The sequence below is a fragment of the Acidimicrobiales bacterium genome (assembly GCA_036399815.1).
GTDB lineage: Bacteria > Actinomycetota > Acidimicrobiia > Acidimicrobiales > DASWMK01 > DASWMK01.
On the sequence record DASWMK010000132.1, the window covers coordinates 1 to 19,739 of the forward strand.

A 19,739-nucleotide genomic window follows, 5' to 3' on the forward strand; every position below is an offset into this window, starting at 1 on the left:
CCGCCCGCTACCAGCTGCTGCCCGTGCTGAGCGACAGCATGGCGCCGGGGATGCCGGCGGGCGCCCTGGCCGTGTCCGTCCCCGTGCCCGTCACGACCGTGCGGGTGGGCGACGTGCTGACCCTGCGGTCGCCGATCGGCGACCACGCCGTCGTCACCCACCGCGTGATCGAGGTCGTCGAGGCGGGCGACCACCCGGTGGTGCGCACCCGGGGCGACGCCAACGAGGCCGACGACCCCTGGCTGGCCCGCCTCGACGGCGAGCGGGCCTGGCGGGTGTGGGCGGTCGTCCCGAAGGCGGGGACGGCGGTGACCGCGTTGCGGAGCGTGGCACCCCGGCTGGCGTTCACGGTGGTGGCACCCGTGGCGCTGGTGCTGCTCGCGTTGGTGTGGATCTGGGCCCCGGCCGGCGGACCGGAGCGACCCGAGGGGGAGCTCCCAGGTGCGCAGGTGGCGACGTAGGACGGGGCGGGTCGCCGTCGCCGTGGCCGTCGCCGGCGCGCTGATCGTCGCCGGCACCGGCGTCGCCGACGCGCTCTTCAACCGATCGGTGGCCGCGGGCACGACGATCGGCACCAAGCAGGTGTTCCCCGGGTCCCACACGTGGTCGGCCTGGAGCATCCAGGACGCCTCGGGCGGGGGGTCGCCGGTCAACGCCAGCGAGCCGCTGTCCGCCGGGTCGGACGGCCGCACGACGACGACCGGCAACTGGGGCACGGCCTTCGCGACGAACCGCTGGTACGAGGCCGACTTCGCCAACGTCCTCCCCGACGGCGTGGCCGTCACGGACGCGACCTTCCACCTCACGTTCAGGAGCACGTCCGGGACGACCTGTGTCTACGTCGAGGTCCGGCGCCGGTCGACGGCCGCGGTCGTCGCCACCCGCGGCTCGTCGGCGTCGCCGTTCGGGTGCGCCGGCACCACGACGACGACCCTCACCAGCCAGATCACCGAGGTGACGACCACGGCGGTGGCCGACGACCTCCGCGTGCGGATCTACGGGCGCAACACGTCCGGCAGCAGCGCCGTCCTCGACGAGGTGACGATCACGGGCACGACCGCGGTCGGTCCCTACGTCCTGCTCCCGGTGCTCGAGACCGACGCCGCCACCGGCTCGGCCTCGGTCACCAGATGGCCCCTCCCCACCGCCGACGGGACCACGTACACCAGCGCCAACAACTGGTCGAACACGTTCACGACCGCTCGGTACGTCGAGTTCGGCTTCGCCGGCGAGGTCCCGACGAACGCGACGGTCACCGACGCCGTGTTCACCCACACCTACCGGGACCAGGGCTCGGTCTCGACCTGCTACTGGCTCGAGGCCTATGCCGGCACGACGCTCGTCGGGACCCACGGGTCCGCCGTGGCGCCGTACTGCGGCAGCGGGTCGGTCTTCAACACCGACGTGATCGACCTGACGGGCGTGACCACCCCCGCGATGGCCAACAGCCTCACCCTCAAGCTCTACATGAGGGTGAACAGCGGCATTCGCCGCGTCCAGCACGACGCCGCGACCCTCACCGTCACCTACTACGTGAACTAGGCGGGCCGCCGGAGCGGTGGGCGCAACAGGACTCGAACCTGTGACCTCAGCCGTGTGAAGGCTGCGCTCTAACCAACTGAGCCATGCGCCCGGGACCGGTCAGGCTACCAGCCTCACCAGACCGCGGCTCTCGGCACCCGCTGAGCGTTGCGGAGGGCGGCGACGACGCCGGTGGGCGTCCTGGCCTCCCGCAGGATCATCTGCATCCCCCGCACGTGCACGCCAGGGTGGCGGCCGGCGAGGGGCAGGAGGTCGGGGGCGCGCTGCTCGTCGACCTCGACCCTGACCGTCGACAGCCGGCCGGTCCCTCGGAGGCGGCCGGGGACGTGGACGGGCCCGTCGCCCCGCTGCTGGAGCGCCCGCACGGGCACGAGCCAGGGCAGCGGCGGGCCGGGCAGTGGGCGGCCGCGCACGACGACGCCCTTCTCCTCCCAGGTCAGCGCCGCCGCTTCCCGCCCCTCCTCGTCCCAGCGGAGGGTGCCGAGCTCCTTGGGCAGGCCCCAGTGGAGGCGGCCGCCGATGCGCGACGCGGGCGAGTCGACGACCATCACCTGGACGCACCAGCCCGGGCGCAGGCCGATCCTGGCCGGCTGGGCGACGGCGAGCTCGAGGTAGGGGCCGACCGGCGAGCCGGTGTAGCGGACGGCGGCGACGACCCACGGGCCGGGCGCGGGCCGCAGCGCGGGCGGCAGCGGCGGGGCCGGGCCCCGCCACCGGGCGAGGCCGACGATCGACTCCCCACCGAGGACCCACGGTGCAGGCGGCGTCGTCCCCACGCCCCCCAAGGTAGCGAGGCCGCCTCGGCGCCCGGACGTTCCCACGGCCCGCGGTCCGCCGGCCACGACCGGGCCGCGCGACCCGCCGCCCGGACGGCCGTCAGTCGAGCGGGGGCGGCGTGAGGTCGAGGGCCAGCAGCGCCTCGACGTAGGCCAGCGCGGCGAGCACCTCGAGGTCGGCGTGCTGGGGGCCGACCACCTGGAGGCCGACGGGCATGCCGTCCGCCGTGAGCCCCGCGCACACCGAGCCGGCCGGCGACCTCGTGAGGTTGAACGGGTACGTGAACCGCACCCAGTTGCGGTCGGGGACGCCGTCGATCGTGCCGTGCCCGCCGCTCACCGGCGTCTGGCCGGCCACGACCGGGGTGAGCAGCAGCGGCGCCCGCCGGAAGACGTCGACCAGGCGCAGGTTGAGCTGGTGCCCGGCGTCCTCGGCCCTCGCGAAGTCGGTCGCCGACACCTCCTCCGCCGCCCACCCGAGGGCCCAGGACACGGACGGGTCGAGCAGCGCCCAGTCGTCGCTCCCCCGCCGGCCCTCCAGCCGCCGCAGGGTCGACACGGCGACGAGCGCCAGCCACGCCCGCACCGGGTCCTCCTCGAACACGGGGTCGACCTCGACGACCTCGACCCCCTCCCGGGCCAGGCGCTCGACCGCCGCCGAGCACACCGCCAGCACCTCCCGGTCCACGGTGGCGTAGCCCAACGTGGGCGACCACGCCACCGCCCGGGGCGGGCCGGTGCCGGCGACGGCCGCCGACCACGACCCCGGCGGCCCGACCGCCGGCAGGGACCGCAGGTCGGTCGGCTCCGGCCAGGCGACGACGTCGTAGGCCACGGCCACGTCGGCCGCCGTCCGGGCGATCACCCCCCTCGTCGACAGCGACGGCCAGTCGGCCGGCCGACCGCCGGTCGGCACCCGCCCGAGCGACGGCTTCAGCCCGGTCAGCCCGCACAGCGCCGACGGGATCCTGATCGACCCGCCGCCGTCGGAGCCCGTGGCGAGCGGCACCATCCCGGCGGCGACGGCGGCCGCCGACCCGCCCGACGACCCGCCCGGCGAGCGGCGCACGTCCCACGGGTTGCGGCTGGGCGGGAAGGCCCGGTTCACGGTGTCGGCCGAGAACCCGAACTCCGGGGTGTTGGTCTTGCCGACGACCACCGCCCCGGCCGCCCGCAGCCGGGCGACGACGACCGAGTCGGCCGACGCCACCGGGTCGTCCCGGTGCAGCAGCGACCCCCTGGACGTCCGGAACCCGGCCGCGTCCTCCAGGTCCTTCACGCCCACCGGCACGCCGGCCAGCGGCCCGACCGGCTCGCCCCGGGCGACGAGGTCGTCGACGGCGGCCGCCTCGGCCAGCGCCCGCTCCCCGTCGACGGCGACGAACGCCCCGAGCCGCCCGTCGACGGCCTCGATGCGGGCCAGCGCGGCCCCGACGAGCTCCCTCGCCGACACCTCGCCGGCGCGCACGGACGCCGCCAGCCGGGCGAGCTCCACGTTCAGCCGTAGTGGCGCAGCTCGACGGTGTTGCCGTCCGGGTCGCGCACGTAGAGCGACGTGCCGACCCCCCGGGCGCCCCACCGGGGCACGGGGCCCTCGAGCACCTCGAACCGGCCGGAGGCGGCCAGCTCGGCCAGGTCGACCGGGGCCAGGGTGAGGCACAGGTGGTCGACGTTCTCGCCGGAGCGGGCCCCGGCGATCAGGTCGATGACCGTGCCGGCGCTGACCCGCACGGACGGGAACGGCGCCTCGCCCCTGCGCCACTCCTCGACCCGCTCGGGCGCCAGGCCGAGCACGTCGCGGTACCAGGCGAGCGAGCGCTCGACGTCCGCCACGTTGAGCACCAGGTGGTCGAAGGCCTCCACCTCGATCATGCGGCCACGCTAGCGAGCGCTCCGCTGGGCAGACTCGCCGGATGCCGTCACCGATCGTCCTGGACCACGTCGCCGTCGCCGTCGAGCGCTGGGGCGACGCCTGGCCCCGCTTCCGGCGCGACCTCGGCGGCGCCTGGGTGGCAGGCGGCGGGATGGCCGACTTCGACGCCTGCCAGCTGGCCTTCGCCGACCTGAAGGTCGAGGTGCTCGCCCCGGCCGGGCCGGGGTTCGCCCGCCGCTTCCTCGACGCCCACGGCCCCGGCCCGCACCACCTCACGTTCAAGGTCCCCGACCTCGCGGCGGCCATCGCCGAGGCCGAGGCGGCCGGCTACCCGGTCGTCGGCGTCGACGTCGACGACCCCATGTGGAAGGAGGCGTTCCTGCACCCGAAGGCGGCCCACGGCGTCGTCGTGCAGCTCGCCCAGGCCGCCGGCGGGTGGGACGCGCCGGCACCGGCCGACCTCCCGGCCCCGGCGGCCGCCGCCCCGGCCCGCCTGCTGCGGGTGGCGCTCGCCGTCGCCGACCCGGTGGCCGCCGCCCACCTGTTCGCCGGCGTCCTCCGGGGCGACGAGGTGGCCGACGGCCCTGGCTGGCTGGACCTGCGCTGGTCGGGCGGGGGCACCGTCCGCCTGCTCGACGCGGCCGCCTACCCCGACGTCGCCGCCTGGGTGGGCGACCGGCCCGGCCGGGTGCACCACCTCGCGTTCGCCGTCCCCGACCCGGCCGCCGTGCCCGGCGCGGCGCCGGCCGGCGAGGGATGGTGGGAGGTGCCGCCGGACGCCGCGGTCGGCACCCGGCTCCTGCTCACCGGGTGACGCAGACCCCCGTGCCGTCCTCGTCCCAGTGGACCCGGGTGGCGCCGGGCGGGCAGGCCCGGCCGGGCTCGACCACCGAGCTCACCCGGCCGGCGCCCGGCGTGCCGCACACGACCGTCGACCCGGGCGACCGCTGGAGCGCCACGCACGACCCGACGAGGCCGGCGTCGCCGCCCCTCGAGGCGTAGGCGGTGAACACGAACATGGCGCCGAGGACGACGAGCAGGACGGCCCAGGGGATGCCGCGGAGGACGTGGGCCCAGCCGGGGCCGACGGGCGGGGCGACGTCGACGAGGTCGTCGTCCTCGTCGGCCGCCGGGGCGGGCGCGGGTGCCGGCCGGGGCGGCGCTGGAGCGAGGGACCGGTCGTAGGCCCGGCGCCTGGCCGGGTCGCGGAGGACCCGCCAGGCCTCGTTGACGTCCTGCATGGCCCGGGCCGCCCTCGCCGCCTCGTCCGCCGGCGCGCCGGCGAAGCGGTCGGGGTGCAGCGCCCTGGCCCTCGCGTGGTAGGCGCGGCGGACCTCGTCGTGGGCGGCGGAGGGCGGGACGCCGAGGACCTGGTAGTGCGTTGGCGTCCCGTCACCCTACGGCGGCGAGGGCCCGGCGACGATCGTCCTCGGGCGGGGTGCCGTCACCGGCCGGGCCGGCCGGGCCCGACGCCGCGGCGGCGTGCTTGTGGCGCAGGAACGGCCGCTCGACCAGCAGGTACGACGCCGTGCCGACGGCCATCGAGGCGGCCACGGCAGCCAGGGCGACCACGACCACGGCGGCCGCCGGCGTCCCGTCGCCGGGCACGATGCCGGTCACCGAGAACGCCAACGACAGCACCCGGTAGTGCCACAGGTAGACGCCGTAGCTGACCATGCCCGCGTAGCGGAGGACGGGGTGGCCGAGGCGGTGGGGGCCGTCGTCCACGGCGAGGCGCAGGACGATCCCGGCGAACAGCAGCGACGCCGCCGGGTGGACGAACGCCATCCAGTCGCCGGTGGGCAGCGGGCCGAGGGCGGCGCCGAGGACGGTCCCCAGGGCGACGATGCCGAGCGCCATCGCCCAGCCGGCGCCGGGCCGGCGCACGAGGTCGATCACCGGGTGGCGGCGGCCGGCCTGGTGGTCGGCGAAGAGGGTGGCGACGACGGCGCCGGCGACGAACTGGTCGATGCGGCCGAGGATCACCCCGGCGGCCAGCTCGCCGTGCCCCCACCCCTGCCAGACCACGCTGACGGCCAGGGCGACGGCGAGCAGGGCCCACCGCCGGCGCACGGCGAGCACGACGGCCACGACCGGCACCAGCAGGTAGAAGTCGACCTCGGGGGTGAGGCTCCAGAACACGACGTTCACGTCGTGGACGAGGCCCGGCTTCCAGTACCCCTGGGTCGAGGCCAGCAGGGCCAGGTCGCCCCAGTGCGAGGGGGCCAGCAGACGGGGGGCGAGCAGCGGGGTGAGGACGGCGACGGCCACGAGGAACCCCGGCAGGATCCGCAGCGCCCGGCGCCGGAAGAACTCCCTCACCCCGTCCCACCCCGGCCGCCTGCGCCGCAGCGCCGACCAGCTGCGGACCACGAGGAACCCGGACAGGACGAAGAACACGTCCACCCCGAACTGCCCGAGGCCGATCGGCCACGCCCACACCGGGACGTCGGCGCCGCCCGCCGTCCAGCCGATGACGGCGAAGCGGTACAGGTGGAAGCCGATGACGGCTGCGACGGCCACGCCCCGCAGCCCGTCGAGGGCACGGAAGGTCGTGGTGGAGCGGAGCTCGTCGGTGATCGTGGCGACGGGGTGCAACGGGGCCTTCCGGATCGTCCGTGACGGTCGTGTGACGGTGCCCTACCCGCGTCCCCGACCCGCTCACGCATGGGCCGGCCATGGCCGATACTGGGGCCGGGAGGCAACGGGAGGATGCGGGCGAGGGGCCGGAGGCCCCGCACGGTGTCGCGCGCCGCGACGCGGCTGCTCGGTGTGGCGCTGGTGGTGGCGGCCACCTTCTCCGCCGCGCCCACGGGGACGGGCTCGGCCGGCGCCGGGTCCCGGTGGCCGGCCGCCCCGGCCGCCGCCGCCAGCGGCCCGAGCCCGGCCTGCCGCCCCGGCGCCCCGCTCCCCCGGCCCGGCGTCACCGTGCGCCACCTGCGCTCCGGCGGCCACGACCGCACCTACCGGCTGGCCGTACCGCCGTCGGCGGCGCCGTCCACCCCGGCCCCGCTCGTCCTCGTGCTCCACGGCTACACGTCCTCGGCCGCCGTCGTGGCCGCGAGGAGCGGCATGGAGTCGGCCGGCACGGCGGCCGGCGCCGTCGTCGTCACCCCTCAGGGGGCGGGGTCGCCGAGCCGGTGGTCGCTCCCCGGCATCCTCCCCGGCCCCGACGACGTCGCCTTCCTGGCCGACCTGCTCGACCGGGTGGCCGGCACCGTGTGCGTCGACCGTGGGCGGGTGGTGGTCGCCGGCTTCTCGAACGGGGCGGGGATGGCGACGGTCCTGGCCTGCTCGATGGGCGCCCGGCTGGCCGGGATCGCGCTCGTCGCCGGGGCCAACCTCGAGGCGGGGTGCAAGTGGCCGACGGGGCTGCCGGTCGTGGCCTTCCACGGGACCGCGGACGCCACCGTCCCCCTCGCCGGCGGGCCGGTGCTCCACGGCCTGCTCCACGCCCGGCCGGTGGTCGAGTCGGTGGCCGAATGGGCCGAGCGGGACGGCTGCGGCCCCGTGCCGGCCCGCCTCCAGGTGGCGCCCGGCGTCGTGCACCTGCGGTGGACGGGGTGCGCCCACCCGCAGGGGGTCGCCCTCTACCGGATCGCCGGGTGGGAGCACTGGTGGCCCCGCGACGTGCCGACCGACGTCGCCCCCCGGCCGGCGCCCGTCGACGCCACCGCCGTCATCCTCCAGGCGTTCGGCATTGCCTGAGGTCCGCCTGGCCCGCTTCGCCGACCTCGACCCGGCGACGCTCTACGGGCTGCTGCGCCTGCGGGCGGCCGTGTTCGTGCTGGAGCAGGCCAGCCTGTTCGAGGACCTCGACGGCCGGGACACCGAGCCGTCGACGTGGCACCTGTGGGTCGAGGGCGGGGCCGGCGCGCCGGTGGCGGTGGCCAGGGTGGTGGCCGAGCCGGGCGGCGGCAGCCGGATCGGGCGGGTGGCGACGGCACCGGCGGCCCGGCGCGCCGGCCTGGCCGCCCGGCTGGTCGAGGCCGCGCTCGGCGTCGCCGACCGGCCGGTCGTGCTCGACGCCCAGGAGACCCTCGTCGGCTGGTACGAGCGCTTCGGCTTCGAGGTCACCGGCCCGCCCTTCGACGACGCCGGCATCCTCCACGTCCCGATGCGGCTCAGGGCGTGAACGTGCCGCCGGCGCGCCAGTACTCGCCGGCCTCGCGCTCCATGAAGCCGTCGTCGACGAGGTAGCGGCGGAGGGCGGCCGTGTCGGGGTGCCAGCGCACGAGCATGGCGTTGACCTGGCGCTCGGTGTAGCGGCGGCCGGGCTCGAACTCCTGGGCCAGCAGGTCGAGGATGACCTGGCGCTTGGCCTTGGCCGCCGGGATCGACAGGAGCCGCCCGCCCCGCACGAAGGCCCGCAGCACCCTCGCCGCGTCGGGCGGGGCGTCGGGGTGCTCGTCGGGCGGCTCGGCCGGCGCGGCCGCCCTGGCCGCCTGGCGGAACGCCTCGACGACGACGTAGTGCTCGCCCGTCTTGTCCCGGACGACCAGGCCGGCGTCGACGAGGCGGGCCAGCGCCCTGCCCGCCACCCTGGGCTCCAGCCCGGCCGCCGAGGCCACCTCGGACATCGTCGTCGCCCCCAGCACGAGGGCGGCGACGGCCCGCAGGCGGTCCTCCTCGGCGAGCAGCCCGGCCAGCTCGCCGGCGGTCAGGAGCGGCTCGCCGCCAGCCCAGGCCATGCCCGCCTCAGTACCCCAGGGCGAGGTCGATCAGGCCGACGAGCGGCTCCCCGGCCGCCCACCGCCGCACGTTCTCGGTGACCCTGGCCGAGAGCAGCGGCACCGCCATCTCCGGCGTGTTGCCGACGTGCGGGGTGATCACGCAGTTCGGGAACGCCCAGAGCGGGTGGTCGGCGGGCAGCGGCTCGGGGTCGGTGACGTCGAGGGCGGCGCCGCCGATGTCGCCCTTGCGCAGGGCGACGACGAGGTCGTCGGTGACGACGTGGCGGCCCCTGGCCACGTTGACCAGCCAGGCGTGCGGCTCCATCAGCTCGAACTGCTCGGCCCCGATGACCCCGACCGTCTCCTTCGTGAGCGCGAGGGCCAGCACGACGAGGTCGGCGCCGGTCAGCGCGGCGGTGAGCCGGTCGGCGCCGACCACCCGGGTGGCGCCGTCCATGGGCGCCGGCCGCCGACGCACGACCGTCACCGACGCGCCGAACGGGGCCAGCAGCCGCAGCAGCACCTCGGTGATCCCGCCGCCGCCGAGGACCGCCACCCTGGCGCCGTGGAGCATGGTCCCCTCGGGCGGGCCCCACGAGGTCGCCCTGGCGTACCCGGCCACGTTGCGCAGCCCGGCGAGGCCGAGGGCGAGGGCCATCTCGGCCACCGGCTCGGCGTACACGCCCTTGCCGCTCGCCCACACCCGCTCGCCGGCCGCCGCCTCGTCGGCCAGCAGCCCGGCGAACGGCTCCACCCCGGCCCACGGCAGCTGCACCCACCGGACCGACGGGGCGGCCGCCAGGGCCGCGGCGAGGCCGTCGGCGTCGCCGGGCGTGGCCCACACGAGCCCCTCGGCGGCGGCCGAGTCGACCACCTCGCCGCCGCCGGCCTCGATGGCCTCCGCCAGCCAGGGCCGCTCACCGGCGGGCAGCAGGGCGACGCGGGCGGGCACCCGCCGGAAGCTAGCGCCGCCGGGCGGCCATCCCGGAGAGCGCCTCCAGCACGACCCGGTTGGCCAGGTAGGCCGTCACCTCGCCGGGCCCGTCGTAGGGCGGCGACAGCTCGACCACGTCCATGCCGGCGAGCGGCAGCTCCAGCGCGCAGCGGCGGACGGCGTCGAGGAGCTGGCGGCTGGTCAGCCCGCCGGGCTCGGGCGTGCCCGTCCCCGGCGCCATGCCCGGGTCGACGACGTCCACGTCGACGGACAGGAACACGCCGTCGCACCCGTCGGTGGCGATGGCGAACGCCTCGTCGAGGACCGTGTCGAGGCCCCTGCCCACCACCTCGCTCATCTCGTAGCTGCGCATGCGCTGCTCGGCCATCCAGGCGAGGGTCTCCGGGCCGGGCCAGTAGCCCCGCAGGCCGATCTGGAGGAACCGGTCGCCGCGCGCCGCGCCCGACTCGATCAGCCGCCGCATGGGCGTGCCGTGGCCGAGCAGCGAGCCGAACTGGGTGTCGCCGGTGTCGGCGTGGGCGTCGAAGTGGACCACCGACACGCGGCCGAAGCCGAGGTGGCGGGCCACGCCGGTGACGTCGGGCAGGGCGATCGTGTGGTCGCCGCCGAGCACGACGGGCACGGCCCCGGCGGCCGCGACGGTGGCGACGGCGTCCTCCAGCCGGGCCAGGGCCGGCTCGATCTCGCCGGGGAGCATGAGCACGTCGCCGGCGTCGACGATGCGCAGGGCCTCGAACGGGTCGACGTGCAGGGCGAGGTGGGGCCGGCCCTCGCCGTAGCCGAGGTAGTCGGTGGTGCGGATGGCCTGGGGCCCGAACCGGGTGCCGGGCCGGTGCGACGTGCCGCCGTCGAAGGGGGCGCCGACCACGACCACGTCGGCCCCCTCGAACGAGGACGGGTCGGCCAGGTCGCACTCGGGCACGCCGTTGAACGTCACCCTCGGCCCGTACATGGCCCCGATGCGGGTCACGGCCGCTCCAGCTCGACCGGCTGGTTCACCGTGCGGCCGACGGCCTCGTCCGGGGTGGACGCCTCGCCGAAGGCCTCGACGAACGCCGGCCCGGGCCGGAAGCCGGCCCGCCCGGTGCGCAGCACGACCCGCCAGCTCTTGGCGTCCGGCCCGCACTCGAACTCCACGAAGTCGACCACGGTGAGCACCCGCCCGTGGATCTCCTGGCTCAGCTCGATCTCGACGATGGCGTGGGCCGGCTCCGAGCACCGCATCTTCCCGGTGACGCGGGCGTCGCCGGTGGCGTCGACCTGCCCGGTCGGGTGGACGGCGAACTGCGCGAGCAGCCCGGCGAGGAGCACGAACGGGCCCACCGTCAGCCGCCGCCCGTCAGGGTGGCGGTGATGTCCTCGGTGGTGTCGCCGCCGCGGCGCAGCACGAGGGCGGCGACGGCGATGGCGACGAGGGTCAGCAGGAGCATGAGCGTGGAGATGGCGGCGACGTCGCCCTTCAGCCCCGTCCGCAGCGACGAGAAGATGTACACGGGCAGGGTGAACGTGCCGGCCGAGCTCACGAACGACGACACGATCACGTCGTCCAGGCTGAACGTGAACGCCAGCAGCCCGCCGGCCAGCACGGCCGGCATCATCAGCGGGAGCGTGATCTGGCGGAACACCCGCGTGGGCGGGGCGCCCAGGTCGGCGGCCGCCTCCTCGAGCGACTCGTCGATGCCGGACAGCCGGGCCCGCACGATCAGCGTCACGACGGCCGACCCGAACACCGAGTGGCCGATCACGAGCCGGGCCAGGGTCTCGTTCATCTCGATGCGCACGAAGAAGATCAGGTAGGCGATGGCGTCGACGATCTCCGGCGTGACGAGGATCAGGAACACGAGGGCGAGGAACGGCGTCGTCCACCGCCCCGGCCGGCGGGCCAGGGCGATGCCGGCCAGCGACCCGAGCACGATGGCCACCACCGCGTTCAGCGCCGCCACCTTCACCGAGGTCTGCACCGCGCTCTGGATGGTGTTGCTGTCGAGGGCCCGCTCGTACCAGCGGGCGCTGAACCCGTTCCAGATCAGCAGCCGCCGCCCGTCGTTGAACGAGTAGACGACGACGAACACGATCGGCAGGTACAGGAACACGAACAGGACGAGGGCGTAGGCCCGCAGCCCGACGGCCACGCCGTCGAACCGGCGCCGGCGCCGGCCGGCGACGAACCCGCTCACGCCGGCACCCCGGCGGCGACGGGGCGGGCCGCGGCCGGGGCGGCCGGCCCGTCGGGCACGTCGACCCGGCGCCGGCGCCTCGCCACCTCCCGCAGCAGCAGGCCGGCGGCGCCGAACACGACGATCGCGGCGAGGATCAGCCCGATCAGCACGATGGCCATCGCCGAGCCGAGCGCCCAGTTCTGGGCCGAGAAGAACTGGCTGGCGACGAGGTTGCCGGCCATCAGCCCCTTGGCCCCGCCGAGGATCGACGGGGTCACGTACTCGCCCGACAGCGGGATGAACACGAGCAGCAGGCCGGCGACCATGCCGGGCGCGGCGAGGGGCAGGGTCACCTGGGTGAACGTGCGCCACCGCCCGGCCCCGAGGTCCTTGCTCGCCTCCCGAAGCGCCGGGTCGAGCCGGTCGAGGGCGACGAACAGCGGGAAGATCATGAGCGGGAGGTAGTTGTAGAGCACGCCGAGCTGGACGGCCGAGCGGGTGTCCAGGATGTCGATGGGCCCGCCGAGCACGTGCCAGTCCTGGAGCGTGGTCGACACGACGCCGTTGGGCGACAGGATGATCCGCCAGGCGAACGTCCGCAGCAGGAACGACGTCCAGAACGGCACGATCACGAGCCCGAGCAGCAGCCCCCGCCACCGGGGGCTCACCCGCGTGGCCAGGTGGTAGGCGATCGGGAACCCGGCCAGGAGGCACAGGACCGTGCCGGTGATCGAGGTCCGCATGGTCGCCGTGAACGTGTCGAGGAACGTGTCGCTGACCGTGTCGGCGTAGTTGTCGAACGACAGGCGGTCGAGGCCGATGGCCTTGCCGGCGGTGACCGGCGGCTTGTAGCCGAGGCTGTACCAGCCGATCACCGACAGCGGGACGACGAAGAACAGCAGGTACCACGCCCACGACGGCAGGGCGAGGACCGAGCGCGGCAGGCGGCCCCGCCGGCGGGTGGCAGCCACCTCAGCCGCCGGCGGCGGCCTGCGCCCTGTTGAAGATCTCGACGATGCGGTCCTGGGCCTCGTTGACCTCGCCGGGCACCAGCCTGGCCTTCTCCTCGTCGGTGAAGAAGATGATCTCGGGCGCCTCGAGGTCGTCGGGGAGGAAGTCCTGCACGCCGACGACGGCCGTGTTGTAGCCGTGCCAGTCGACCTCGGCGGCCGACACCTCGGGGTCGAGGATGAAGTTGATCCAGGCGTGGGCGGCCTCGGGGTGGGGGGCGTCGGCGACGATGGCCCAGGTGTCGACCCACAGCTCGGTCTTCGGCGCGCCGAGCACCCACCGGAACTTCTCGGGGTCCTCGATGATCACCGACCGGGCGTCGCCGTTGAACATCTGGGCGAGCGTGAAGGACCCGCCGAGCAGCCCCTCGACCGGGTACGAGTCGAACGCCTTGATGTGGGGCACCAGCTCCTCGAGGATCACCTGCTCGGCGAGGTCGAGGTCCTCCGGGTTGGTGGTGTTCCAGTCGATGCCCTCCCGCCAGAAGACCATGCCGGTCACGTCGCCCGGCGAGGCGAGCACGGCGACCTTGCCGCTCACCCCGTCCATCGCCGCGGCGCGGAAGAAGTCCGCCCAGTCGGTGAGCTCCTCGCCGATCACGCTCGTGTCGTACACGTAGCCGGTCGAGCCCCAGTCCTTCACCACCGAGTACTCGTTGCCCGGGTCCCACGGCTGGTCGAGGAAGGCCGGGTCGAGGTTCTCGAAGTTCGGGATCTTCGACTTGTCGAGCTTCTGGAGGAGCCCCTTCTCGACCATCTGGGGGATGAACGTGCCCGTCGGCACGACGATGTCGTAGCCGGCCGAGCCGCCCTGGAGCTCGAGCTTGGCGATGGCCGCCTCGTTCGAGTCGAAGATGTCGAGGGAGATCGTCAGCCCGTTCTCGTCCTCGAACGTGGCGACGTTGTCCTCGGACTGGTACTCGGCCCACGTGTAGATCGACAGCGCATCCTCGATCTCGGCCGCGCTCGTGCCCGTGCCGCCGGTCGAGCTGGTGCCGCCGGCGCCGACGGGGGCCTCGTCGTCGTCGCCGCCGCAGCCGGCGAGGCCGAGGCCGACGGCGGCCATACCGGCCCCGCCCATCGTCAGGAACCGGCGCCTGGTGATCAGCCGCTGGGCGACCGACGGCGGGACGAGCAGGCGGATCGGGCGGTCGGGGCGGGGGCGGTTCGGCATGGCGGCGCTCCTCCTACGCAGGGGCGGCGGTCGGCTCGGTGGTCGGCGACGGTTCGCCGGGGTCGGGCAGGACGAGATGGCGCTGGCCGGCGCCGAACAGGTGGGCATCGGCCGCGTCCCACGAGCACCAGACGGGCTCGCCGACGGCCAGCCGGGGCGCGCTGGCCCTCGGCTGGCGGCTGATGACCTCGGCCCCGGCCGGGGTGGTGACGACGTACTGGACGAGCTCGCCGAGGTGGGCGGTGCCGGCCAGCGTGCCCTTCAGCACGTTCGTGGCCGCCCCCGGGTCGGTGTCCGCGACCTGCACGTACTCGGGGCGCACCGCGGCGATGGCGGCCTGGCCGGCGGCGACGTCGGCGGCCACCCGCCCGGCGGCGACCCGGCAACCGTCGGCCTCGAGGCCGCTGCCGTCGGCCGTCGCCGTGCCCACGAGGAAGTTCTGCTGGCCGATGAAGCCGGCGACGAACGCCGACGCCGGCCGGTCGTACACCTCCTCGGGCGTGCCCAGCTGCTCGATGCGCCCGTCGAGCATGACCGCGATGCGGTCCGACATCGACAGGGCCTCCTCCTGGTCGTGGGTGACGTAGACGAACGTCGTGCCCACGCTGGTCTGGATGAGCTTGAGCTCGATCTGCATCTCCTGGCGGAGCTTGCGGTCGAGGGCGCCGAGGGGCTCGTCGAGCAGGAGGACGGCCGGCCGGTTGACGAGGGCCCTGGCCAGCGCCACCCGCTGCTGCTGGCCGCCGGACAGCTGGCGGGGCTTGCGGCGCGCGTACCTCGTCATCTTCACCATCTCCAGCGCGTCGCCCACCCGGCGGCGGACGTCGCCCTTGTCCACGCCCTTCTGGCGGAGGCCGTAGGCCACGTTCTCGGCCACGCTCATGTGCGGGAACAGGGCGTAGTGCTGGAACACGGTGTTGACGTCGCGGCGGTAGGCGGGCACGCGGGTGATGTCCCGGCCCGACAGGCGGACGACGCCGGCGTCGGGGTCCTCGAACCCGGCCAGCATCCGCAGGGTCGTGGTCTTGCCGCAGCCGCTCGGGCCGAGCAGGGACAGGAACTCGCCGGCCTCGATGTGCAGGGTGAGGTCGTCGACGGCGACCACCGAGCCGAAGCGCTTGGTGACCGACTCGAGGTCGACGGTGCCGGCGCCGTTCGCGCCCGTCGCCGCCGTCACCGCCGGAACACCTCCCGCCCGCCGAGCCAGGTGCCGAGCACGGGCAGGCCGGCGAGGTCGCCCTCCCCCACCGTGGTCGGGTCGTCGGCCAGCAGGCAGAGGTCGGCCCGCCGGCCGGGGGTGACGGCACCGGCGTCGGCCTCGGCGAAGGCCTGCCAGGCGCCGGCGGCCGTGTAGGCGGCGACGGCGAGGTCGGACGTGACCCGCTGCTCGGGCAGCCACCCGTCGGGGGGCACGCCGTCCGGCGTCCGCCGGGTGACGGCGACGGCCATGCCCTCGGTCGGCACGAGCGACGACACCGGCCAGTCGCTGCCGAAGCCGACGGTGGCGCCCGACCGGGCGATGGCGCCGATCGGGTACTGCCAGCGGCTGCGCTCGGCGCCGAGGCGGGGCTCGGTGAGGTCGACCATGACCGGGTCGAGCTGGGCCCACAGGGGCTCGAAGTTGGCGATGACGCCCAGCTTCGCGAACCGCGGCAGGTCGTCGGGGTGCACCACCTGGGTGTGGGCGATCACCGGCCGGCGGTCGCGGGGGCCGTTGCGGGCGGCGGCGTGCTCGACGGCGTCGAGCGCGGCCCGGATGCCGCCGTCGCCGATGGCGTGGACGTGGACCTGGAAGCCGGCGGCGTCGAAGGCGGCGACGGCCTCGGCCAGCTCCTCGGCCGGCCAGTTCGGCAGGCCGCACGAGTGGGGCGCGTCCTCGTAGGGCTCGAGCATCGCCGCCGTGCCCGCCTCGACCACGCCGTCGGCGAAGAACTTGACCGTGCGGGCGGTCACGAGGTCGCCGCCCTCGTCCGCCGCCCTCGCCCTGGCGGCGGCGAACGGCGCCAGCTGGTCCCGCCAGCGGGACGGCGAGGACCGGAAGGCGACGTTCACCCGGCAGGTCAGCCGGCCGGTGGCGGCGAGGTCGAGGTAGACGCCGAGGTCGTCGGGGGCGAGGGCCGCCTCCTGGGCCCACGTGATGCCGGCCGCGGCCATGAGCGGCAGCGCCCGGCCGAGCCCGTCGCCCTTCTCCGCCGCCGTCGGCGCCGGGACGAGCTGGGCCACCAGCTCGGCCGCCGACTCGAGCAGCGCGCCGAGCGGCCGGCCGTCGGCCCGGCGGACGATCGTGCCGGCCGGCGGGTCGGGCGTCCGCTCGTCGATGCCGGCGGCGGCCAGCGCGGCCGAGTTGGCCCAGGCCGTGTGGTGGTCGGTCGCCCAGATCAGCGCCGGCCGGTCGGGCACGGCCCGGTCGAGCACCTCGGCGTCGCCGTTGCCGCCGGGCAGGAGCGAAGGCTCGTAGCCGCCGCCGGTGACCCAGGCCTTGCCCGGGTTGGCCGCCGCGTACGCGCGCAGCCGGTCGAGCACCTCGTCCACCGAGGCCGACCCGCCGATCGGCGCGTCGCCGAGCTCGGTGCCGCCGTACAGCGGGTGGATGTGGCCGTCGTGGAACCCGGCCACCAGGCAGCCGCCGGCCAGGTCCACGACCTCGGTGGCGCCGTCGCGCCGCTCGAGCGCCTCGCCGTCCAGCGCGACCACCCGCCCGCCGTCGACGGCCGCGGCCTCGGCGCGGGGGCGGCCCGGGTCGCCGGTCAGGATGGTCCCACCCGTGAAGATCATGCGCCCCGGAATCCCAGCAGATTCGCAGAGCGTGCGGGTGGACGGCAAGCGATCTCGTCGTGCCGGTGCCCTTTTGCCTCGCTATCGCTCGCCGGCCGGGCCGTTCGTGGCCGAGTTCGCACCGGCGGCGCGCAGCCCGGCCCGCACCAGGTCGGGGGTCAGCGGGAACCGGTCGAACCACACGCCGGTGGCGTCGTGGAGGGCGGCGACGACGGCCGGGGCCAGCGGGATCATCGGCATCTCGGCCATCCCCCGCGCCCCCCACGGCCCCTGCGGGTCGGGGATCTCGAGCACCACGCTCTCGACCCGGTCGGGCACGTCGCCGATGCCGGGGATCAGGTAGGTCGACAGGCGGGGGTTCAGCACCCTGGCCGCCTCGACCCGGAGGTGCTCGGTGACCGCGTACCCGTAGGCCTGCACCACGCCGCCCTGCACCTGGCCCTCGACCAGCTTCGGGTTGATCGCCCGGCCCACGTCGCCGGCGTTCACCACCTCGTGGACGACGACGTGGCCGGTCTCGACGTCCACGGTGACATCCACCGCCTGCGCGACGTACCCGAACGTGATGTTGCCGTCGGCCCGGCCCGTCTCCGGGTCGAACGGCTCGGTCTGCCTGGGCGTGAAGCGGACGTGGCCGACGGCCGGCCGGTCGCCCTCCCGCCACCGCTTCTCGGCCTCCGCGGCCGCCCCGAGCACCGAGTTGCCGGCCATGAACGTGAGGCGGGAGGCCGAGGCGCTGCCCGAGTCGCCCGAGGTGGCCGTGTCCGAGAAGTGGCACCGCACCCGGTCGACGGGCAGGCCGGTGGCCTCGGCCGCCATCTGGCGGATGGCGGCGTGCGTGCCCTGGCCGACCTCGGCGGCGGCGTGGAACAGCTCGGCCGAGTCGGGCTCGTCGCCGTCGCCGTGGAGCACGACGGTGGCCTCGCAGCGCTCCGGGAACCCGTAGGCGAACCCGACGTTCTTGAACGCGCACGCGAAGCCCCGCCCCCGCCGCAGCGCGCCCGGCTCGGGCGGCAGCGAGGCGATCGGCCGCACCGGGGGCCGGTCGGGCAGCGGCCCGCCCCACCCGGCCGCGCCCGCGCACGCGTCGACGACCTCGGCGATCGTGCAGCCCGGCGGCATCGGGACGTGGCTGATGCCGACGTCGCCCTCCCGCAGCACGTTGCGGCGCCGCAGCTCCACCGGGTCCATGCCGAGCGCGGCGGCCAGCTTGTTCATCTGGGTCTCGGCCACGAACGCGCCCTGCGGCGCCCCGAACCCCCGGAAGGCGCCGCCGGGGACGTTGTTGGTGTAGACGGCCGCGCTGTCGATGCGGGCGTTGGGCACGTCGTAGGGCCCGGCGACGGTGAGGTGCAGGTTCCCGAGCACCTTGTTGGACGTGTAGTTGTAGCCGCCGGCGTCGAGCAGGCAGTCGGCCTCGACGACCGTGACCCGCCCGTCGCGGGTGGCGCCCAGCCGGGCGTGGACGACGCCGGTGTGGCGCTTGTGGTGCCCGACGATCGACTCCTCCCGCGACCACCGGGTGAACACGGGCCGGTCGTCGCCGGCCTGGTGCAGCCGCCAGGCGGCGAGCGCGAGGACGATCTGGATCGACATGTCCTCGCGGCCGCCGAAGGCGCCGCCGATGGCCGGGTAGATCACCCGGACCTGCTCGGCGGGGAGGTCGAGCGCGTGGGCGATCTGCTCGCGGTCCTCGTGGGCCCACTGCCCGGCGCACACGACCGTCACCCGTCCCTGCTCGTCCACGTAGGCGAAGCCGGCCTCGGGCTGGAGGTAGGCGTGCTCCTGGTAGGGCACGACGTACCGGCCCTCCACGACGACGTCGGCCGCCGCCCAGCCGGCGGCGACGTCGCCCTTGCGGATCCGGTAGCGGTGGTAGGCGTTCGAGTCGCTCCGCTCGGGGTGGAGCAGCACCTCGTCGCGGAGGGCGGTCTCCAGGTCGGCGACGACCGGCAGCCGCTCCCAGTCCATCTCGATCAGGCCGGCCGCCGTCGCCGCGGCCTCGGCCGTCTCCGCCACCACCACGGCGACGTGGTCCGCCTCCCACCGGCTGACGTCGCCGGGGACCGTGCTGCCCCCGCCACCGCCGCCCGGCCCGACGAGGACCGGCTGGTCGAACATGGTGAGGCCGTACTCGTTGACGGGCACGTCCGCGGCGGTGAGCACGGCGACCACGCCGGGGACGGCGAGCGCCGCCGACGTGTCCATCGAGCGCATGCGAGCGTGGGGCTCGTCGCTGAACACGACCTTGGCGTGCAGGGCGCCCTCGGGGCACAGGTCGGCCGGGTAGGCGGCCTCGCCGGTGACCTTGGCGGCGGCGTCGGGCCGGGGCAGCGGGGCGCCGACGGTCATCGCCGCTCGGCCAGGGCGGCGACCGCGTCGAACATCGGGTAGTAGCCCGTGCAGCGGCACAGGTTGCCGGCCAGGCCGCGGGCCACCTCGTCCCGGTCGGGCGCCGGGCAGGAGTCGAGCAGGGCGGCCCCGGCCACCAGGAAGCCGGGGATGCAGAACCCGCACTGGACGGCGCCGCAGTCCACGAACGCCTGCTGGAGCGGGTGGTCGAGGCCCTCGATGGTCCCGACGGTGGCGCCGTGGGCCGCCGGGGCCGGCACCAGGCAGGCGAGCACGGCCTGCCCGTCCAGGGTGACCGTGCAGGCGCCGCACTCGCCCTCCGCGCACCCCTCCTTGGCGCCGGTGAGCCCGGCGTCGCGCAGCCAGTCGAGCAGGGTTCTGCCGGTGGCGCCGCCGGCCGTCACCTCCCGGCCGTTGACCGTCGCCGTCACCTCGCCGTCCCCCGGCGCC

20 protein-coding genes, 1 tRNA gene and 1 pseudogene are annotated in these 19,739 nt (G+C 75.7%); 5 read left to right on the plus strand and 17 right to left on the minus strand.

The genetic code is table 11. From position 1 onward, the window contains the following. Both VGB14_09105 and VGB14_09110 read left to right on the plus strand, forming a co-directional pair. The coding region (locus tag VGB14_09105) for a signal peptidase I (GenBank protein HEX9993070.1) at positions 1-461 on the plus strand (461 nt) is incomplete at its 5' end. Continuing rightward, entirely contained in the window at positions 442-1,542 is a 1,101-nt protein-coding gene (locus tag VGB14_09110; GenBank protein HEX9993071.1) for a hypothetical protein, read from the plus strand. The genes VGB14_09105 and VGB14_09110, both read left to right, overlap by 20 nt. Positions 1,543-1,559: 17 nt before the next feature. On the opposite strand, the gene VGB14_09115 is transcribed toward VGB14_09110, so the two are convergent. The 4 genes from VGB14_09115 to VGB14_09130 all read right to left on the minus strand — a co-directional run bounded on the left by VGB14_09115 (position 1,560) and on the right by VGB14_09130 (position 4,190). After that, positions 1,560-1,633: transfer RNA gene (locus tag VGB14_09115), tRNA-Val, on the minus strand. A 22-nt stretch (positions 1,634-1,655) separates the two neighbouring features. Further along, the gene (locus tag VGB14_09120) at positions 1,656-2,318 is read right to left on the minus strand and encodes an acetoacetate decarboxylase family protein (GenBank protein ID HEX9993072.1); all 663 of its coding nucleotides are present in this window, start codon (positions 2,316-2,318) and stop codon (positions 1,656-1,658) included. A gap of 100 nt (positions 2,319-2,418) precedes the next feature. Continuing rightward, positions 2,419-3,813: an amidase family protein gene (locus VGB14_09125; GenBank protein ID HEX9993073.1), complete on the minus strand. Its 1,395-nt coding sequence runs from the start codon at positions 3,811-3,813 to the stop codon at positions 2,419-2,421. Positions 3,814-3,815: 2 nt separating this feature from the next. Then, positions 3,816-4,190, minus strand: coding sequence for a VOC family protein (locus VGB14_09130; protein ID HEX9993074.1), 375 nt, complete (start codon positions 4,188-4,190; stop codon positions 3,816-3,818). Between the two features lie 41 nt (positions 4,191-4,231). Between VGB14_09130 and VGB14_09135 the strand changes: the two genes are divergently transcribed. Further along, positions 4,232-5,005, plus strand: a complete 774-nt coding sequence (locus tag VGB14_09135; protein ID HEX9993075.1) for a VOC family protein — start codon at positions 4,232-4,234, stop codon at positions 5,003-5,005. Here VGB14_09135 and VGB14_09140 read toward each other — a convergent pair. After that, a pseudogene (locus tag VGB14_09140) lies at positions 4,995-5,561 on the minus strand (DnaJ domain-containing protein). The gene VGB14_09135 and the pseudogene VGB14_09140 sit on opposite strands and share 11 nt — an antisense overlap. 22 nt (positions 5,562-5,583) lie before the next feature. Next, a complete protein-coding gene (locus VGB14_09145) occupies positions 5,584-6,789 on the minus strand; it encodes an acyltransferase (protein HEX9993076.1) in 1,206 nt (401 codons plus the stop codon). Positions 6,790-6,933: 144 nt separating this feature from the next. Here VGB14_09145 and VGB14_09150 point away from each other — a divergent pair, with 144 nt between their 5' ends. Both VGB14_09150 and VGB14_09155 read left to right on the plus strand, forming a co-directional pair. Next, positions 6,934-7,899, plus strand: coding sequence for a PHB depolymerase family esterase (locus VGB14_09150; GenBank protein ID HEX9993077.1), 966 nt, complete (start codon positions 6,934-6,936; stop codon positions 7,897-7,899). Further along, complete coding sequence (locus VGB14_09155) at positions 7,892-8,326, plus strand: GNAT family N-acetyltransferase (protein ID HEX9993078.1); 435 nt, start codon at positions 7,892-7,894, stop codon at positions 8,324-8,326. The genes VGB14_09150 and VGB14_09155 overlap by 8 nt, the downstream gene beginning before the upstream one ends. Here VGB14_09155 and VGB14_09160 read toward each other — a convergent pair. The 11 genes from VGB14_09160 to VGB14_09210 form a co-directional block, all read right to left on the minus strand. Further along, positions 8,316-8,882: a DUF2087 domain-containing protein gene (locus VGB14_09160; GenBank protein HEX9993079.1), complete on the minus strand. Its 567-nt coding sequence runs from the start codon at positions 8,880-8,882 to the stop codon at positions 8,316-8,318. The genes VGB14_09155 and VGB14_09160 overlap by 11 nt on opposite strands. Before the next feature lie 7 nt (positions 8,883-8,889). Then, complete coding sequence (locus tag VGB14_09165; protein HEX9993080.1) at positions 8,890-9,816, minus strand: D-isomer specific 2-hydroxyacid dehydrogenase family protein; 927 nt, start codon at positions 9,814-9,816, stop codon at positions 8,890-8,892. A gap of 10 nt (positions 9,817-9,826) precedes the next feature. Continuing rightward, positions 9,827-10,789 (minus strand): agmatinase, encoded by a 963-nt coding sequence (gene speB / locus VGB14_09170; GenBank protein ID HEX9993081.1) that lies wholly within the window; start codon positions 10,787-10,789, stop codon positions 9,827-9,829. Further along, complete coding sequence (locus VGB14_09175) at positions 10,786-11,130, minus strand: hypothetical protein (GenBank protein ID HEX9993082.1); 345 nt, start codon at positions 11,128-11,130, stop codon at positions 10,786-10,788. Before VGB14_09175 ends, speB begins: the two co-directional genes overlap by 4 nt. 14 nt (positions 11,131-11,144) lie before the next feature. Continuing rightward, a complete protein-coding gene (locus tag VGB14_09180) occupies positions 11,145-11,996 on the minus strand; it encodes an ABC transporter permease (GenBank protein ID HEX9993083.1) in 852 nt (283 codons plus the stop codon). Continuing rightward, positions 11,993-12,949 carry an ABC transporter permease gene (locus tag VGB14_09185; GenBank protein ID HEX9993084.1) on the minus strand — a complete coding sequence of 319 codons (957 nt, stop codon included), beginning with the start codon at positions 12,947-12,949 and terminating at the stop codon, positions 11,993-11,995. Before VGB14_09185 ends, VGB14_09180 begins: the two co-directional genes overlap by 4 nt. 1 nt (position 12,950) lies before the next feature. Continuing rightward, positions 12,951-14,162, minus strand: a complete 1,212-nt coding sequence (locus VGB14_09190; protein HEX9993085.1) for a spermidine/putrescine ABC transporter substrate-binding protein — start codon at positions 14,160-14,162, stop codon at positions 12,951-12,953. A 13-nt stretch (positions 14,163-14,175) separates the two neighbouring features. Then, a complete protein-coding gene (locus VGB14_09195) occupies positions 14,176-15,339 on the minus strand; it encodes an ABC transporter ATP-binding protein (GenBank protein HEX9993086.1) in 1,164 nt (387 codons plus the stop codon). Further along, the gene (locus VGB14_09200; GenBank protein ID HEX9993087.1) at positions 15,336-16,937 is read right to left on the minus strand and encodes an amidohydrolase; all 1,602 of its coding nucleotides are present in this window, start codon (positions 16,935-16,937) and stop codon (positions 15,336-15,338) included. Before VGB14_09200 ends, VGB14_09195 begins: the two co-directional genes overlap by 4 nt. 81 nt (positions 16,938-17,018) lie before the next feature. Further along, positions 17,019-19,289 carry a xanthine dehydrogenase family protein molybdopterin-binding subunit gene (locus VGB14_09205; GenBank protein HEX9993088.1) on the minus strand — a complete coding sequence of 757 codons (2,271 nt, stop codon included), beginning with the start codon at positions 19,287-19,289 and terminating at the stop codon, positions 17,019-17,021. After that, the coding region (locus tag VGB14_09210; GenBank protein HEX9993089.1) for a (2Fe-2S)-binding protein at positions 19,286-19,739 on the minus strand (454 nt) is incomplete at its 5' end. The genes VGB14_09205 and VGB14_09210, both read right to left, overlap by 4 nt.

What these genes read in the sequence shown, in the direction of transcription:
- VGB14_09200 (HEX9993087.1), bottom strand. Translation starts at nt 16,937, where the DNA reads ATGATCTTCACGGGTGGGACCATCCTGACCGGCGACCCGGGCCGCCCC.
- VGB14_09130 (HEX9993074.1), bottom strand. Translation starts at nt 4,190, where the DNA reads ATGATCGAGGTGGAGGCCTTCGACCACCTGGTGCTCAACGTGGCGGAC.
- VGB14_09160 (HEX9993079.1), bottom strand. Translation starts at nt 8,882, where the DNA reads ATGGCCTGGGCTGGCGGCGAGCCGCTCCTGACCGCCGGCGAGCTGGCC.
- VGB14_09190 (HEX9993085.1), bottom strand. Translation starts at nt 14,162, where the DNA reads ATGCCGAACCGCCCCCGCCCCGACCGCCCGATCCGCCTGCTCGTCCCG.
- VGB14_09135 (HEX9993075.1), top strand. Translation starts at nt 4,232, where the DNA reads ATGCCGTCACCGATCGTCCTGGACCACGTCGCCGTCGCCGTCGAGCGC.
- VGB14_09205 (HEX9993088.1), bottom strand. Translation starts at nt 19,289, where the DNA reads ATGACCGTCGGCGCCCCGCTGCCCCGGCCCGACGCCGCCGCCAAGGTC.